Below are 16,824 nucleotides of genomic sequence, written 5' to 3'. Positions count from 1 at the left end.
ACGATGCGCCGAGCCGCCCCACGATGATCACGGGACAACTCGGCGGAGATCGCATTCCATGAAACGTTTTAACACTAAAGGGACGCTCCGGGCCCACGCAAGGAGGCATGCGGGAACAGGCGCAGTTCGTTGAGCCGGGCAAGCACGAGCAGACCGATCTGATCCGCCCCGTACTCGGAGAAGTGGGTGTTGTCGCGAAGCTCGTTGTAGAGGTAGATCGGCTTGGACCCCTCGACGCCGAGGCCCTCGACGAGCGCCGCGCTGTCCGCGGTCAGATCGATGTAGGGCACGGCCTGCTCGCCGGCGACCGCGGCCATCTCCGCCGGCAGGTCCACGCCGAGACCGTTCGTGTGCCGGGCCACCGCGTCCAGATGCCCGGTCGCGTCGAAGCGGCGCCGCACCGGCGGGCTCACCAGCACCGGCTTCGCATGCAGGGCACGCAGCTCGGTGATCATCCGGGTGAGGTTGGCGCGATAGTCCTCGGCGGTCGTGGTCTTGTCGTTGTGGCCGAATTGCAGCAGCACCACGTCACCCCGCCCGACCCGCGGCAGCATGGTGGCCCAGAGCAGCGGCTCGGCGAGGAAGGACCCGGTGCTCTCGCCGGAGTCGGCGTAGTTCGCCACGGTCACGCCGCGCCGCAGGTGCTGCGGGATCGCCTGCCCCCAGCCGGTGTAGGGGAACGTGTCCTGGTCGCAGACCGTCGAGTCGCCGGCCAGGAACAGGGTCGGGCCGTGGCGGCGGGCCGGGCGCACCGTGACCCGCTCGACCCGCGGCGCGGAGCCGGTGAAGGTCAGCGTCAGGCCGGGAGTGCCGGAGGTGACCTTGGTCGGTTCACCCTCGGGTTCGCGGACGTCGACGGCGAAGGAGCGGTGGGCATACCGGCCGGCCTCGGTGGCGATCTCACCGAGCATCATCCGGCGGGCCTCGGCCCGGACTCCGGTGACGGCGGCCTCCTCGGCATTGCCGAGGACCACCGAGACGTCGTACACACCGGGGGCGACGTCGAAGTGGCAGACGATCGGCGCGGTACCGGAGCACTCCCCCGGGATGGCGCGCGGGCCACCGGCGTGGGCCGGGGCGGGAACGCCGCCGACAGCGGTGACGGCGGTCAGTGCCAGGACGAGCGATCGTGATCTCCGCACCGGTTCTCCTTCTGACGGATGACGCAGACGGTGAATCGTTTTACCGCGTTGCCATGCAAACAGTTACATCGACATTCGTCAACATATGCACCGAGGCGTGAGCCATCCTGGAGGGATCACCACGCCGTGCTGGCCGACAACCCGCCGATCACCGAGTGGCCGATCGAGAGCGCCGCTGACCGTGCGCTCGACGCCGATCAACGGATTCGGGTCATCGCCTCCATCCGGCCGGTTCAAAAAACCCGGACGGTCACCCGCTCGGGGCCCTCGTTGAGGATCTCCAGGCGACCGCCCCTACCAGGACCAGTCGCGAAAACGACGGTGATCTCCCGGCGCCGCGAACCGGGTCGATAGCCGAACAGGGCACGGCCGCATCACCACCGCCGCACCCGGAGACGGCCCAGCGCCAGGATGGCGGCCGTCGTGAGTTTGAGCGCCCTTATCGCGTACCCCCATGTCTTGATCTTGATCTGACCGCCCGCAACTCCCTGTCGCACGAGGTGGCGCCGACCTTCGGCACACCAGTTCTTGGTCGGTTGGTCGCGAAGGGCGTCGCCGGGACGTTCCGGGCGACTCCCTACTTTCTGCCGCCGGACCCGGATGCATCGGCCGGCCCGCGCGGGGGGCATCACGAGGGCACGGAACGGCAGTACGGGGATATGCGGACGGGCAGCGCGGAGGAAGACGGACAGGCAGCGCGGGGCAGGCGGAACGGCGGCGCGGAACCATGCAGTACGGCAGCGCGGAGGAAGACGGACAAGCAGCGCGGGGCAGGCGGACGGGCAGCGCGGGGGTCTGCGGAACGGTGGCGCGGGGCGGCGGCGCCGGACGGGCGTAGATATGATTCATGGCAGGCGGTGCGCCCGCCCGAGCCCACGGGTGGCCGGCCCACGCCCGGTTGCCCATCAGGGGCCAAGAGTCCGCGACTCAGCGCCGTTGGATCCTGCCCCGGCGCCGTTATGTCGCCCGTCCGCGCAGGGCGTGGGACTGCTCCGGAGACGACCATGGTTGAGAAGCATCCCCGGCGGACTCCCCGGCAGGGCCGGGCCCGCAAGCGGGCCATTCGCGCCCAGGCCGCCCTGACCGGTGTGCGGTATTCGGTTGCCGCCCGCCAACTGGAGGCGAGCGGCCTGCGGCCGGGCGAGACCGTGGCCGGCAGCGGCCGCACCATCTATCCGTTCACCGGTGACGAACAGCGGCAGCGTCTCATCGAGGCCCGCGCCCGGTGGTCTTTCGAGGAGCGGCTGGACGACACCCGGCGGGCCGCGTTGCTGCCGGACGGCCGGGCGCAGCATCTGGTCGAGCGGTTCCCGTCGACCGGGTCGCTCTACCACGGCGAGGACCGCGCCGAGCTGCTGTCGATGCTGTACATGGCGGTCGTCTTCGAGTCACCGGCACTGCTGCCGGAGCCCGGTTTCCTGGCCTGGGTGGCCGAGATGGGCGAGGAGACCACTGTCGACATGGAGTGCGCCGCTCTGGACCGGGCGGCACGCGCGCTGCTCGACCGGGAGCCGGACGAGCTGTGGCCGGTCCTGGAGCGCGCCGTGGCCGCCAGCCGTGACGGCGCCGACTGGCACATGCGGCAGGTCGGCATCCGGCTGGCCGCGCTGAGCCAGGTCCTGTGGGCGGCGCACCCGGAGGCGCCGGTCGCCGGCGTGGCGCAGACGCTCGACGCGGTGCTGATGGTCGCCGACGACGGCCACGCCCCCGGCACGCAGGTCCGGTTGCTGACCGGGCCCTATCAGGGGCTGCGTGCCATGATCGTCGGCGCGGTGTGGGGCGCCGCTGGTCCGCCGGTGGCCTACCGGGTCCGCCGGGAGCGGTCCGGCCACACGCTGACGATGGCGCCCCACGACCTGGTGGTGTTAGCCGGGCAGGAGCTCCTCCCCCACTGACTCGATGGGAGCCGCGCTGCGGAAGACCAGCCCGGCCCGATCGTCGTCGTAGTCCACCGCGACGATCTGGCCGGGGCGCAGCTCGTTGAAGAGGATCTGCTCGGACAGCGTGTCCTCCAACTCGCGCTGGATGGTCCGGCGCAGCGGACGGGCGCCGAGCACCGGGTCGAAGCCCTTGGCCGCCAGATACTTCTTGGCGTTGTCGGTCAGCTCCAGACCCATGTCCTTGTTCCGGAGCTGGCCCTCGATCCGCGCCGTGAAGATGTCGACGATCTGCAGGATCTCCGCCTCCCGCAGCTGGTGGAAGACGATCGTGTCATCGATACGGTTCAGGAACTCCGGGCGGAAGTGCTGCTTCAGCTCGTCGTTGACCTTGATCTTCATCCGCTCGTACGACGACTCCTCGGCCTCCGACGCCTGGAAGCCCAGCGACACCGCCTTCGCCACATCCCGCGTGCCGAGGTTGGTGGTCAGGATGATGACCGTGTTCTTGAAGTCCACGATCCGGCCCTGACCGTCGGTCAGCCGACCGTCCTCCAGGATCTGCAGAAGCGTGTTGAACACATCCGGGTGCGCCTTCTCGATCTCGTCGAACAGCACCACCGAGAACGGCTTGCGCCGCACCTTCTCGGTCAGCTGGCCACCCTCGTCGTAACCCACGTAACCGGGAGGCGCACCGACCAGGCGGGACACCGTGTAACGGTCGTGGAACTCGGACATGTCCAGCTGGATCAGCGCATCCTCGGAACCGAACAGGAACTCGGCGAGCGCCTTGGACAGCTCCGTCTTACCCACGCCGGACGGGCCCGCGAAAATGAACGAACCGGAGGGGCGCTTCGGATCCTTCAATCCGGCCCGGGTCCGCCGGATTGCCCTCGAGACGGCCCGCACCGGCTCGTCCTGGCCGATGACGCGCTTGTGCAACTCGTCCTCCATGCCCAGCAGGCGGGTCGTCTCCTCCTCGGTCAACCGGTGGACCGGAATGCCGGTCCAGTTGCCCAGCACCTCGGCGATCTGCTCGTCATCGATCTCGGAAACCACGTCCGGGAAGGCGAGCCGCTCGGGTGGCGTGCTCAGACGGCGGATCCGCATCCGGGCGCCGGCCTCGTCGATCAGGTCGATCGCCTTGTCCGGCAGGAACCGGTCCGAGATGTACCGGTCGGCCAGAGTCGCGGCCGCGACCAGCGCCGCGTCGGTGAACGTGACCCGATGATGGGCCTCATAGCGGGCGCGCAGACCCTTGAGGATCCCGATGGTGTGCGCCAGCGACGGCTCACCCACCACGATCGGCTGGAAACGCCGCTCCAGCGCCCCGTCCTTCTCCACATACTTACGCCACTCGTCGCTGGTCGTCGCCCCGACGGTCTGCAACTCGCCGCGGGCCAGCATCGGTTTCAGGATCGAGGCGGCGTCGATCGCACCCTCGGCGGCGCCCGCGCCCACCAGGTTGTGGATCTCGTCGATGAACAGGATGACGTCGCCACGCACCCGGATCTCCTTGAGCACCTTCTTCAAGCGCTCCTCGAAGTCGCCGCGATAGCGGGAGCCTGCCACCAACGCGCCGAGATCCAGCGTGTACAGCTGTTTGTCTTTCAGCGTCTCGGGCACCTCGCCCTTGACGATGGACTGGGACAGGCCCTCCACCACGGCGGTCTTGCCGACCCCCGGCTCGCCGATCAGCACCGGATTGTTCTTGCGCCGACGGGACAGCACCTGCATGACCCGCTCGATCTCACTCTCCCGCCCGATGACCGGGTCGAGTTTGCCCTCCCGGGCGGCCTGGGTCAGGTTGCGCCCGAACTGGTCCAGCACCGGCGACACCGCCGCGACGCCCGACGGCCGGCCCTCCTCCGGCTCGCGGCCGAAACCGGCGCCGGTCACCGACTGGACGACCTGCCGGCGCACCTGATCGCGGTCGGCGCCCATCCTGTCCAGCACCTGGGCCGCCACACCGTCGCCCTCACGAGTCAGCCCGAGCAGGAGGTGCTCGGTGCCGATGTAGTTGTGGCCGAGCTGAAGCGCCTCCCGCAGCGATGTCTCCAGAACCTTCTTGGCCCGCGGGGTGAACGGGATGTGCCCGCCCGATGGCTCCTGGCCCTGGCCGATGACCTCCTCGACCTGCTGCCGCACCGCCTCCAGCGAGACACCGAGACGCTCCAGGACCATCGCGGCGACGCCCTCGCGCTGGCGGGTCAGACCCAGCAGGAGATGTTCCGTGCCGATGTGGTTGTGGTTGAGCATCCGCGCCTCTTCCTGCGCGAAGACGACAACCCGACGAGCCCGGTCGGTGAATCTTTCGAACATGACCATCACGCCCTCGACGGGCACCCACGTCACCCGCAAGACGGACGGCACATCAGCGCACCGCAGCGGAACAGAACGCGCTGAGTCGAAGACTCTTGGCCACATCCATGGTCGACGTGGGCAGCCACACGAGGCTCGGGCGGGCGCTCCGCCCGATCACGATCCTAGCGGCCCGGCGCGCTTCCTGCCTCCCCTCATTCCAGAGACGACGGTCACCGGGCCGTCTGGTGGGGGGCCTCAGCGTGCCGGTGGGCGGGCCGGCTCGGTGGCCCACGCGGCGAGCAACCGCAGCGCGGTCTGCGAGGGCGAGCCGTCCTCAACGGTGTGGACGACCAGTGCCTGGTCCGGGTCGTCGGGCAGCCGCAGCGTCTCGAACCCCAGTTCCAGTTCGCCGACGATCGGGTGCCGGTAGGCGTACCCGCCATGGGTTTTGTCTTTGATGTCGTGCGCGGTCCAGGCCGCGCGGAAGTCAGGGCTGGCCGCGCAGAGCTCGTCGACCAGCGCCCGGGTCTTCGGGTCGTCCAGGTGCCTCGCCCCGCCGAACCGGAGGTAGGAGGTGACGTCGCGGAGTTTGGCGGGCCAGTCGGCGTAGAGGTTGCGCATGCCCTCGTCGAGAACGATCAGCCGGGCCAGGTTGCGCTGACCGGGGTCGAGGGCGCCGAAATCGGTGAGCAGGGCGGCGGCGAGATCATTCCAGGCCAGCACGTCGGTGTCCCGGCCGATGATGTAGGCCGGGACATCCGGCACCGACGCCAGCAGCCGCAGCAGACCTGGCCGGACCTGCTCGGGCCGCGCTGGTCCCGGATCGGTGTGCGGCCGGGCCAGCCGGTAGAGGTGGTCGCGCTCCAGCGGGTCGAGGCGCAGGGCACGGGCGACCGCGTCCAGCACGGCCGCGGAGAAGTGCAGGCTGCGGCCCTGTTCGAGGCGAACGTAATGGTCGACGCTCACCCCGGCGAGCCGGGCCAGTTCCTCCCGCCGCAGACCCGGGACCCGGCGCTGACCGGTGTCGCGGGGCAGACCGAGTTCGTCCGGGCTCAACCGGGCGCGCCGGGACCGGAGGAACTTACCCAACTCGGTACGCCGTTCCAAGGTCATGTCGCCAGTATTCCGTGCGGGCGCGGGCGCTGCCTGGTCATGCCGTGCCTAGGCAGCGCACGCTCCTGGCTGTGCTCGGAAGGCCCGGGGAGGGTTACCGGCATGACCGATTCCACTGTGCCCACTTATCCGCTCGGCGCGACGGGGATGGAGTTGTCCGCCACCGGCCTCGGGGCCTGGGTGATGGGCGGCAGCGACTGGGAGTACGCCTGGGGCCCGCAGGACGACGCCGACTCGATCGCCACCATCCACCGGGCCGTCGAGTCCGGGGTGAACTGGATCGACACCGCCGCCGCCTATGGGCTGGGCCACTCCGAGCGGATCGTCGGCCGGGCCGTGGCCGGCCTTCCGGAGCGCGACCGTCCCTATCTGTTCACCAAGGCCGGCCTGGTCTGGGACGATCCGCGGCAGCGCCACATGCCCCCGCGCAAGCTGATGACCGCCGCGAGTGTGCGCCGTGAGCTGGAGGGTTCGCTGATCCGGCTCGGCGTCGACCACATCGACCTCTACCAGGTGCACTGGCCCGGCGACGGCCGGCTGCTGGCCTTCGGCGACGATCCCGGCTCCGAGCCGGTCGGTGCCACCCCGATGGAGGATTACTGGCAGACCATGGCCGACCTGCGGCAGGAAGGCAAAGTCCGGGCCATCGGCCTGTCCAACCACGGCGTCGACGACCTGCGACGGGCCGAGAAGGTGGCGCACGTGGACGCGATCCAGCCGCCCTTCTCGGCGCTGGCCCGGCAGTCGGCCGACGAGATCGCCTGGGCAGCCGGCCACGGCACCGGGGTCATCGCCTACCAGCCGATGCACTCCGGTCTGCTGACCGGCGCCTTCGACGCGGCGCGGGTGGCGGCGCTGCCGGAGAACGACTGGCGGCGCGGGCATCCCGACTTCACCGCACGCCTGGACAGCAACCTGCTGGTGGTCGAGGCCCTGCGGCGGGTGGCCGCCCGGCACGGCGTCCCGGTGGCGGCGGCGGCCGTCGCCTGGACGCTGGCCTGGCCCGGGGTGACCGGTGCGATCGTCGGTGCCCGGCGCCCGGAGCAGATCGCCGGATGGCTCCCCGCGGCGGCTCTCACCCTGACCGACGCCGACCTGGACGAGGTGGCGGCCGCGATCGTCACGGCCGGGGCGGGCTCCGGCCCCAGCCGGCCCTGACCGCGACCAGCCCAAGCTGACCGTGACCGGCCCGCGGCCGGCGGCCGCCGCCGTGGGCACGGCTACCCCATCCCGCCGAGCCACGCGACCGCCTGGCCGTGCACGGCCGCAACGCTGCCGCCGGGCTGATCCGGGCCGGCAGCTTGAACGAAGCGCTCACCGCCGAGCACGCGAAGCAGGCGCAGCTGCTCGAAGTTGGGGCTGCCCGGCTGGGCGGTGTAGAGCATCAGGTGCTGGTCCTCCGCCGGGGACAGCAACTGCTCGCACTCGAGGTCGATCAGCCCGACGCTCGGGTGTTTCAGCCGCAGCCTGCCGGTGCGCCGCACTCCGACCTCGTGCCGCCTCCACAGCTCGTCGAACTCGGCGCTGACCTGCCGCAGCCGCCGCACCAGGTCGGACACCACCGGGTCATCGCCACGCCGGGCCGCGGCGGCCCGCAGATCAGCGGCGTGCACCCGGCTCCAGTGGTCACGGTCCTCCGGCGGGTACTCCTCACGGTGGGCGGGGTCGGTGAACCACCGCCAGACGATGTTGCGCTCCTCCTGCCGGGTCGGGCAGACGCCTCCGAACAGCGCCTCGGCCAGGCTGTTCTGCTCCAGCAGGTCGCCGATGTCGGTGAGGATCTGCGCCGGGGTGTCGACGAGCCGGTCGAGCAGGAACAGCAGACCGGGCCGGACACGATCGCCCGCCTGCCGCCCGGCGGGTGGGCGGTGACCGGCGAGCAGGTAAAGATGGTCGCGCTCGTCCTCGGACAACCGCAACGCGCGGGCCAGCGGGGCCAGCACCTGCGTCGACGGTTGTGGACCGCGCGCCTGTTCGAGGCGCATGTAGTAGTCGGCGGACATCGCGGCGAGCATCGCCACCTCCTCGCGGCGCAGCCCTGGCGTGCGACGGCGGCCGTCGTCGGCAAGGCCCACATCGGAGGGTTTGAGCCGCTCCCTGCTACGGCGAAGGAAGTCGGCGAGTTCACGGCGATTCATGCCGGCCATCATCCCGCGCGGCCCCAGGCCATAGCCATGGATCGCTGGTCCTAGGCACAGCGATCCGATTCTCAGCCCGGCCGCACGCTGCCAGAGTCGAGCCGTCCCCGACATCCACACAAAGGAGCGGCCCGATGTCACGAGCTGTCAGCTTCACCCGGTTCGGCGGAACCGACGTCCTGGAGGTGATCACCGCCGAGCCGGGTGACCCCGGCGAGGGCGAGGTGCTGGTGGAGGTTCGTGCCGCGGGCCTGAACCCGGTCGAGTCCGCCATCCGCGGCGGGTTCCTCGAGGCGGTCTATCCGACCACCTTCCCGGCCCGGCAGGGCAAGGACGTGGCCGGTGTGGTCAGGTTTGTCGGGGCCGGGGTCACCGGCTTCGCCGACGGCGACGAGGTGATCGGCCTCACCTCCGTTCCCGGCACGCATGCTGAGCACGTCATCGTGCCGGCCGCCCAACTGGCCGCCCGTCCGGCCGGGGTCGGGTGGGAGGTGGCGGGCGCCCTGCCCACCGCGGGCGCCGCCGCGTACGCCGCGGTCCATGCCGTGGCCCCGGTTTCCGGTGACACCGTCGTGGTGGCGAACGCGGCCGGCGGCGTCGGCTCCCTCGCCACCCAGCTGGCCAGGTTCACCGGCGCGATCGTGATCGGCCTGGCCGGGCCGGCACACCACGACTGGCTGCGCGACCACGGCATCGTCCCGGTCGCGTACGGCGACGGTGTCGAGCAGCGGATCAAGGAGACCTCCGGCGGCCGGGTCGACGCGTTCATCGACGCGTTCGGCGCGCCCTACGTGGAGCTGGCCCTGTCCCTGGGTGTGCGCCCCGAGCGGATCAACACGCTGGCCGATTTCACGGCCGCCCGGGAGCACGGCGTCCACGCGCGGGGCAGCAACCACGTGTCCGTTCCCGAGGTGCTCGCCGACCTGGCCGCCCTGCACGCCCGGGGCGACCTGGACATTCCGGTGGAGGCGGTCTACCCGCTGGACCGGGTCGCCGACGCCTACCGGCACCTGGAGCGCCGCCACACTCTCGGCAAGGTCGTCCTGACCCCGTGAGGGTGAACAACAGCGGCGGGAATGCTCACGGAAGCTGACAAGGATGCCGAATTCGTACCGGTACGGCTCTCTACGCTTGGCGCCCGGTCCAGCGAGAGGAAGAACGCCCAGTGGACACCGTGCTCAGCGAGGTCGGCCGGCAGACCCTGCAGCTGTCCTATCCCGACGAGGTGGACGAGGTGGAGGCCGCGCTGCGCCGGTTCCGCGGCAACGCCCGCCGGAGGCCGAAACCGCCGGTCGGGATGGGTGTGGAGCTGCTGCCGTTGGCGGACTACGTGATTCCGGTGGTGGCCGGCCTGTTCGGGATCGCATCGGGCCGGATCGCGGAACGGGCCACCGATGCCCTGACCGACCGCACCAGGGCGCTGCTCGCCGAGCTACGCGACCGGCCGGGACCGGGAGCCGGCCCGATGACGCCCGAGCAGGAGCGGGAGGTGTTCGATTCGGTCCTGCTCAGTCTGGAGGGGAAGGTCGATCCGGAGGAGGCACAGCGGGTCGCACACGGGGTGATCGGCGCCCTTCGGATGCGCTCGACCGGTCGATGACCGAAGCGGCACCGGCCCCGCGTTCACACGCCCGCGTCCCGTCTCCTACCGGCGGCCAGTACGTGCTGCTCATGACCGTTCTGGTCGCCACCGGCACCTATGCCGGCACCCTGCTCTTCTTCGAGTTCTTCGGCCTCACCTGGCTGGCCGGCGTCCGTGAGTGTCTCGCCGGCTTGGATCCGCGCCCACTGCCCGATACGGAGGTCCTCGCTCAGCAGCAGCGTTTCGTCGCCTGTACCGCACCTCTGGAGCGCCCGCGGGCGGTAGCCGCGCTGACCGGCGGGGCGGCGGTTCTGGCTCTCGCTCTCGGTCTGGCCCTGGTGCTTCCCCGGGTCTATCTGCAACGCCTGGGCAAGCTGCGACCGCCGCCGCCTCGGTGGCCGGAGGCGATGGCCCGGATCGCACCCGTCTTCTTCCTCACGGCGCCCCCGCGGGTGTGGCTGGGCCCGGGTGATCTGCTCGAGGCCTTCACCATCAAGCGTGGCCGGACACCCGAGGTGATCATGCCGGCGGGGGCACGCCGGAGATCCGACGCCGAGGTCGCCGCCCTTCTCGGGCACGAGGCCGCGCACGTGGCCGCGGGTGATGTCCGGCTGGTCTGGCTGACCCGGGGCATGCGCTGGGCTCTGCCGATGGTGGCTGTCCTGCCGTTTCCCCAGGTCGTCCTCTGGCTGGTGACCGTTCGCGAGATGTCGCCACTGGACTGGCAGGCGCTGTGGATGTGGATCGAGTACACCGTGCGGACCATGATGCTGCTGGTGGCCGCCTGGGTGCTCGCGGCCCGGATCAACAGGGCCCGCGAACACGAGGCGGATGCCCTGACCGCTGCGGCCGGTGGCCGTGCCGGCCTCGCCGCCCTGCTCAGCCGGGCCACTGAGGAGCCGGTGCCGTTGCGCGAGCGGATCTCCGCCGCCCATCCCTCACACGCCAGGCGCCGGCGTTTCATCGACCGGACGGACGGCGCGGCGCCGTACGGCTGGCCCGATGAGATGGTCGCCGGGATCCTCGCGACGACCGTCCTGGTGACCTCCTACCAGGTGACCAACCCCGGATTGGTCGGCACGCCGATCGGCGGCTGGATCAACATGATCGACGCCGGGCTCGCCGGGTTGCTGATCACGGCCACTTGTGGACTGTCCTGGTGGCGCCGGGCCTATCGCCATCCCGCGCTGGGGTGGCGCCGCCAGCGGCCGGTTCTCGCCATGCTCGCCGGGGTGCCGGTCGGCATGCTCACCGGTGTGAGCCAGACGCGTGCCGACGGCGCCGCGGGGTCGTACATCAACTGGTGGAGTCTGCTGACCGTGCCGCTCGCGGTCGCGGCCGCCACAGCGATCAGTGTCAGTTTGGCTCACCGGTGGGCCGGAGACCGGCGGAGACCGGGACTACTGACACCCGTGCTGGTCAACACCGTTCTCTTCGGGCTCGCCTACTGGTTGGGCAGCGGCGGAGCGATCACCTTCGTCCAGCACGGTCCCGGAAAGTTTCTGCTGATCGCGACCACCGCGCCGTGGGCCCTGTTCCTGGCCGCCGCGCTCGCTGCCGGCGCGATCTTCGCGTGGCGGATGCCGCATCGACGGAGGCCGCTGCTGTTCTCGGCAGTGGCCGCGGCCGCCGCCGCTACCGTCGTGCGCCTGCTGGCCCCGCGGCCCGCGGTGCCGGAAGTGCCGAACGCGGACGCTTGGATCGATCTGTGGTCGGCCGCGGCGGCCGGACTCGCGGTCGTCCTCGCGATCCTGGCGCTGGCCCGTGCCGAGGATTTCGCCGCCACCCTGTACGCGTCCGTGATCGCCACCGTCGCCGCCTCGGCGGTGATCTACCTCCATCAGTTCGGCGACTGGGTATTCCCCGTAGGCCGGGCCGTCCACGTCGTGGTGTACCCCCTCGCGGTTCTGGCCACCGGCATCGCCGTGGTCGCACTTCTCCTGCCACTGCTGCCCGCACGGTCTAGCCGCTCAACGACACGGGCATGGCCGCCGGCCGTGCTGGCAGCTCTCTTCGCGGCCGCCATGACCGCCGGCCTGATCCACGTCGCCGGCGCGCTGCACTACTCGCCGCTCGTCTTCCGAGGCTGATGTTCACCATGTGGACATCAGCCTCGAGGTGGTGAGCTTGGCTGAGCCCCGTGACCGAACTGACCCGGAGCCGACAGCGGCGCACTTCTGATGCCGGCCAGCACCCCCGACTCCGCACAAGCCACGACCGGCGTCGCCACGTGCGCCGCCCGGGCCCGGGCCACCAGCGCCGCCGTCCGGGCACACGTGCAACAACGGGGAGTCGCCTGCACAAGCCCGTGGTGGCTCACCACGTGAACGGCAGACGTGATGGTCGGCCCGCCCGGACGGGCGCAACACACGGGATCCCGCCACGACAGCGATCGGCGTCGCCGCTCACAGCGCGTTCCAGAACACGGCCCCCAACGGGCCCAACACGCGGGATGCCACTACGGCAGCGATCGAGGTGACCGCTCACGGGGCGAAGCGTTCCAGGGCTCGGTAGGCACAGGCGAGGGCTTCGGCGTCGCCCGCCTCGATGGCCGCGTCGGCGAGTTTGATGGCGTGCGCGTCGCCGTTGTCGGCGGCGTACGCCATCAGGTCTTCCGGACCGGTGCCGGGGCGCGGAGTCACCGGTCTCGGCTGCTCCGGGGCGTACGCCGAGGTGACCGCGGCGGTCGCGGCCCATGCGGCGGCCAGGCTCGGCAGGTGCAGCGCGCCCGGCAGGGCGGGCAGCGTGCGCAGCACCGCGGTCGGGGCGGTGGCGGCGTGCACCAGCATGACCGGGTTGGCATAGCCGTAACCCGCCTGCCGGACTACCGCTGCTTCGATGATGGCGAGAATCCGGTCGTGCACCGTGTTGTTGTCGGCGGCGAGAAGCCGCGCCGCCGACGGGATCTCGCCGACAGTCGGCGGCCCGGCGGGCACCGGGTCGCGGCCGTTCAGGAACGGCACGGTGGGAGAGCCGACCGGTGCCGGAGAAGGGCCTGCGGGGACGCCGGGCCAGGCCGGGAGGCCGGCGAGTTGGGCCAGCCGGGAGCGGATCCCGAAGCGCTGGTCCGGCACGCGCGGGACCGTGTCCAGGGCGGAGCGTGGGTCGGTTGTCCGGTACGGGCCCGAACCGGGCAGGGCCATCGGTTGCCAACGGGCGGCCCAGTACGCCAGCGCCTGCCCCAGTTCGGCGATCCGGCCGGCAGCCGGGAGTGCCGAGCCGGGTGGGGTGAGGAGGGCGCGGACCGCGTGGCCCACCCGGATCACGCCGTGGGTGGCGCCCGCGGCGATGCCCGGCAGCAGCCGCGGCCACCAGCGGGCCAGCACGTCGGGCCACGGGTCCGTGGTCATCTCGCGTTCGAAGAAGTTCAGCCAGTCGCCGGTGCGGGTGGGATCGCCGAGCGCGGCCGGCCACTCGTCGGCGCCGATCGGGCTGATGCCGCGCGGGCGGGGCTCCAGGTTGCGGCGGTAGTCGTCGAGCCAGCGGTGCACCCGGTCGGCGTGGCCGTGGTGGATCAGGGCCTCGGCCGCCATCGGCGCGTGGTTGGACAGCCAGCCGTCGAACTCCGGCCCGGTGTCGCACAGCCGCTCGTACACCTCGTCAAGGGTCGCGTTCGCCATGGTGACGAGCCTGCAACCTGAACCACGGTGGAGGTCAATACCGGCTAATGTGGGCGGGGTGCAGCAGATCAACAGCCGTCTGATGAACTGGGCGAGTCTCCTCGAGGACGAGACCCGGCGGCAGGCCGAGCTGGCGTCGCAGCTGCCGTTCATCCACCCGCACATCGCGCTGATGCCGGACGCGCATCTGGGCAAGGGCGCCACGGTCGGTTCGGTGATTCCGACCCGCGGCGCGATCATCCCGGCCGCGGTCGGCGTGGACATCGGCTGCGGGATGGCCGCCGTCCGGACCCGCTATCACCGGGACGATCTGCCGCCGAAGCTGAGCACGTTGCGTACCTCGATCGAGCGGGCGGTGCCGCTGTCGGCCGGGTCGAACAACCAGAGGCTGACCGATTCGGCGCGCGAGCGGGTGGGCCGGCTTGCCGCCGAGGCGGAGAGGGCCGGTTTCGACCCGGGCCGGTACGCGAAGAACTGGGAGCTCCAGCTCGGCTCGCTGGGCAGCGGCAACCATTTCATCGAGGTGTGCCGGGACGAGTCCGGGACGGTGTGGCTGTTCCTGCACTCCGGGTCGCGGGGCGTCGGCAACAAGATCGCGAGCCATCACATCCGGGTGGCGCAGGAGTTCGTCACCCGTGGCGGGATCAGCGTGCCCCATCCGGATCTCGCCTACCTCGTGGAAGGCACCGAGGAGTTCGACATCTACCTGCGGGAGCTGCGGTGGGCGCAGAACTTCGCGCTGGTCAACCGGGACGAGATGATGGACCGGGTGATCGCCTGCTTCGCGGATTTCGTGGGCGGGCCGGTCGACGAGGTGGAGCGGGTGCAGTGCCACCACAACTACACCGAGCGGGAGACGCACTTCGGCGAGACGGTATGGCTGTCGCGCAAGGGGGCGATCAACGCGGCCCGCGGGGTGCCCGGCCTGATCCCGGGGTCGATGGGCGACGCCTCGTACGTGGTGGTCGGCAAGGGTGACGCCATGTCGCTGAACTCGTCGCCGCACGGTGCCGGGCGGGCGTATTCGCGGACGAGGGCGCGTAAGACCTTCACCCGGGAGCAGTTGCGGGAGGCGATGAAGGGCATCGAGTTCCGGGACACCGACGCGTTCCTCGACGAGATCCCGCAGGCGTACAAGCCGATCGACGTGGTCATGCGGGATGCCGCCGACCTGGTGGAGATCCGCCACACGCTGCGCCAGCTGGTCAACGTCAAGGGCGATTAGAATGCCGGTATGGCCGAGGTCGTCCTGTTCCACCACGCACTGGGGCTGACGCCCGGTGTCACCGCTTTCGCCGACGACCTGCGTGCCGCGGGTCACGTCGTGCACACCCCCGACCTGTTCGAGGGCGAGACTTTCGCGACGCTGCCCGAGGGTGTTCGCAACGCGGAGCGGATCGGGTTCGGTGAGGTGATCGAGCGCGGTGTCCGCTCGGTCCGGGACCTGCCGGCCGAGCTGGTCTACGCCGGTTTCTCGCTCGGCGTGCTGCCCGCGCAGAAGCTGGCGCAGACCCGGCCCGGCGCCCGCGGCGCGCTGCTGTTCTACTCCTGCGTTCCGGCGTCCGAGTTCGGCACGGCGTGGCCCGACGACGTGCCCGTCCAGATCCACGGCATGGACCGGGATCCGATCTTCGCCGACGAGGGCGATCTCGACGCGGCTCGTGACATCGTCGCCCAGACCAAGTCCGCGGAGCTGTTCCTCTACCCCGGTGACCAGCACTATTTCGCCGATCTGACGCTGCCGTCCTACGACCGCGAGGCTACTGCCCTGGCGCTTCGGCGGGTGCTCGACTTCCTGGGCTGATCCAGCGAGAAGCACAGGGGTGATCCGGCGAGGAGCACCCTGCTGACTCGGCGAGGAGCAGCGTCCCACCTGTTGTAGAGCGCTCCCACGGGGCCGCGCCCGGACGATATGCTGCGGCCGAAAAGGCCGCCCGCTGCCGAAACGTCTGGAGTGTCTCCCCCATGTCATCGGATGCTGTCGCGATCACCCGTGAGGCGTGGGGTTCCACGCCGGATGGCCCCGTCGAGCGCTTCACCCTCGACAACGGTCGAGGGCTGCGAGTGCGGGTCATCACGTACGGCGGCATCGTCCAGTCGATCGAGACGCCGGACCGTGATGGCGAGACCGCGAACGTGGCACTGGGTTTCGACACCCTCCAGGGCTACCTGGACAACCCGGGCCCGTATTTCGGCGCGATCATCGGCCGGTTCGGCAACCGGATCGCGGAGGGCCGGTTCATCCTCGACGGCGTCACCTACCAGACCCCGGTCAACGACGGCGTGAACAGCCTGCACGGCGGCACGACCGGCTTCGACAAGGTGATCTGGACGGCCACCGAGGTGGACGGCGGGATCGCGCTCACCCACGTCAGCCCGGCCGGCGACCAGGGCTTCCCGGGTGAGCTGAGCATGACGGTCACCTACACCCTGTCCGCGGACGGCGGCCTGCGCATCGACTACCTGGCCACCACCGATGCGGCGACCGTGGTGAACCTGACCAACCACAGCTACTTCAACCTGGCCGGCGAGGGTGAAGGGCACGTCTACGACCACGTGCTGCGCATCGACGCCGACGAGTTCACGCCGGTCGGTGCGGGCCTCATCCCGACCGGGAAGATCGCGGAGGTGGCCGGAACCGCGCTGGACTTCCGCGATCCGGCCACGATCGGCGGCCGCATCCGGGCCGGTGAGACCCAGATGCTGTACGGGCGCGGCTACGACCACAACTGGGTGCTGCGCCCGCGGGACGGCGAACCGGAGTCGGCCGCCCTCGTGGTGGAGCCGGTGAGCGGCCGCACCCTGACGGTGCTGACCACCGAGCCGGGCATGCAGTTCTACTCCGGCAACTTCCTGGACGGCACGATCATCGGCGGCAGCGGACGGCCGTACCGGCAGGGTGACGGGTTCGCGCTGGAGACGCAGCACTTCCCGGACTCGCCGAACCACGCGAACTTCCCGTCCACGGTGCTGCGCCCGGGCCAGGAGTACCGGTCCACCACGATCTACCGCTTCGGGGTGAGCTGAGAGCGCGGTCGAGGGCCGATA

At 70.8% G+C, this 16,824-nt stretch carries 13 protein-coding genes; 8 read left to right on the top strand and 5 right to left on the bottom strand.

The annotated features are described in order from the left end of the window. Positions 1–74: 74 nt before the first annotated feature. A complete protein-coding gene (locus tag BJ964_RS27135) occupies positions 75–1,142 on the bottom strand; it encodes a rhamnogalacturonan acetylesterase (RefSeq protein WP_203832831.1) in 1,068 nt (355 codons plus the stop codon). Positions 1,143–2,146: 1,004 nt separating this feature from the next. On the opposite strand from BJ964_RS27135, the gene BJ964_RS27130 reads away from it, so the two are divergent. Further along, positions 2,147–3,037, top strand: coding sequence for a hypothetical protein (locus tag BJ964_RS27130; protein ID WP_188123313.1), 891 nt, complete (start codon positions 2,147–2,149; stop codon positions 3,035–3,037). Here BJ964_RS27130 and BJ964_RS27125 read toward each other — a convergent pair. Continuing rightward, positions 3,008–5,341, bottom strand: a complete 2,334-nt coding sequence (locus BJ964_RS27125; protein WP_188127187.1) for an ATP-dependent Clp protease ATP-binding subunit — start codon at positions 5,339–5,341, stop codon at positions 3,008–3,010. The two genes, BJ964_RS27130 and BJ964_RS27125, sit on opposite strands and share 30 nt — an antisense overlap. Before the next feature lie 237 nt (positions 5,342–5,578). Beyond that, positions 5,579–6,436, bottom strand: a complete 858-nt coding sequence (locus BJ964_RS27120; protein ID WP_188123312.1) for a helix-turn-helix transcriptional regulator — start codon at positions 6,434–6,436, stop codon at positions 5,579–5,581. A 102-nt stretch (positions 6,437–6,538) separates the two neighbouring features. On the opposite strand from BJ964_RS27120, the gene BJ964_RS27115 reads away from it, so the two are divergent. Then, positions 6,539–7,594, top strand: a complete 1,056-nt coding sequence (locus BJ964_RS27115) for an aldo/keto reductase (protein ID WP_223149618.1) — start codon at positions 6,539–6,541, stop codon at positions 7,592–7,594. A 62-nt stretch (positions 7,595–7,656) separates the two neighbouring features. Here BJ964_RS27115 and BJ964_RS27110 read toward each other — a convergent pair whose 3' ends face one another. Next, positions 7,657–8,574, bottom strand: a complete 918-nt coding sequence (locus tag BJ964_RS27110; protein ID WP_203832773.1) for a helix-turn-helix transcriptional regulator — start codon at positions 8,572–8,574, stop codon at positions 7,657–7,659. A gap of 134 nt (positions 8,575–8,708) precedes the next feature. On the opposite strand from BJ964_RS27110, the gene BJ964_RS27105 reads away from it, so the two are divergent. The 3 genes from BJ964_RS27105 to BJ964_RS27095 all read left to right on the top strand — a co-directional run bounded on the left by BJ964_RS27105 (position 8,709) and on the right by BJ964_RS27095 (position 12,246). Next, a complete protein-coding gene (locus BJ964_RS27105) occupies positions 8,709–9,629 on the top strand; it encodes an NADP-dependent oxidoreductase (RefSeq protein ID WP_188123310.1) in 921 nt (306 codons plus the stop codon). 110 nt (positions 9,630–9,739) lie between these two features. Then, a complete protein-coding gene (locus BJ964_RS27100) occupies positions 9,740–10,174 on the top strand; it encodes a hypothetical protein (RefSeq protein WP_188123309.1) in 435 nt (144 codons plus the stop codon). 71 nt (positions 10,175–10,245) lie between these two features. Then, positions 10,246–12,246 (top strand): M48 family metalloprotease, encoded by a 2,001-nt coding sequence (locus BJ964_RS27095; RefSeq protein ID WP_188123308.1) that lies wholly within the window; start codon positions 10,246–10,248, stop codon positions 12,244–12,246. Between the two features lie 393 nt (positions 12,247–12,639). Here the strand turns inward: BJ964_RS27095 and BJ964_RS27090 are convergent, their stop codons facing one another. Continuing rightward, the gene (locus BJ964_RS27090) at positions 12,640–13,776 is read right to left on the bottom strand and encodes a questin oxidase family protein (RefSeq protein ID WP_188123307.1); all 1,137 of its coding nucleotides are present in this window, start codon (positions 13,774–13,776) and stop codon (positions 12,640–12,642) included. Between the two features lie 58 nt (positions 13,777–13,834). Between BJ964_RS27090 and BJ964_RS27085 the strand changes: the two genes are divergently transcribed. The 3 genes from BJ964_RS27085 to BJ964_RS27075 all read left to right on the top strand — a co-directional run bounded on the left by BJ964_RS27085 (position 13,835) and on the right by BJ964_RS27075 (position 16,803). After that, positions 13,835–15,001 (top strand): RtcB family protein, encoded by a 1,167-nt coding sequence (locus BJ964_RS27085; protein WP_188123306.1) that lies wholly within the window; start codon positions 13,835–13,837, stop codon positions 14,999–15,001. A 9-nt stretch (positions 15,002–15,010) separates the two neighbouring features. Then, positions 15,011–15,580, top strand: coding sequence for a dienelactone hydrolase family protein (locus tag BJ964_RS27080; RefSeq protein ID WP_188123305.1), 570 nt, complete (start codon positions 15,011–15,013; stop codon positions 15,578–15,580). Between the two features lie 161 nt (positions 15,581–15,741). Further along, positions 15,742–16,803, top strand: coding sequence for an aldose epimerase family protein (locus BJ964_RS27075; RefSeq protein WP_188123304.1), 1,062 nt, complete (start codon positions 15,742–15,744; stop codon positions 16,801–16,803). The last annotated feature ends 21 nt before the right edge of the window (positions 16,804–16,824 follow it).

Origin of the sequence: Actinoplanes lobatus (assembly GCF_014205215.1) — a bacterium.
Taxonomy (GTDB): domain Bacteria; phylum Actinomycetota; class Actinomycetes; order Mycobacteriales; family Micromonosporaceae; genus Actinoplanes; species Actinoplanes lobatus.
This window is presented reverse-complemented; position numbering and strand designations above follow the sequence as displayed.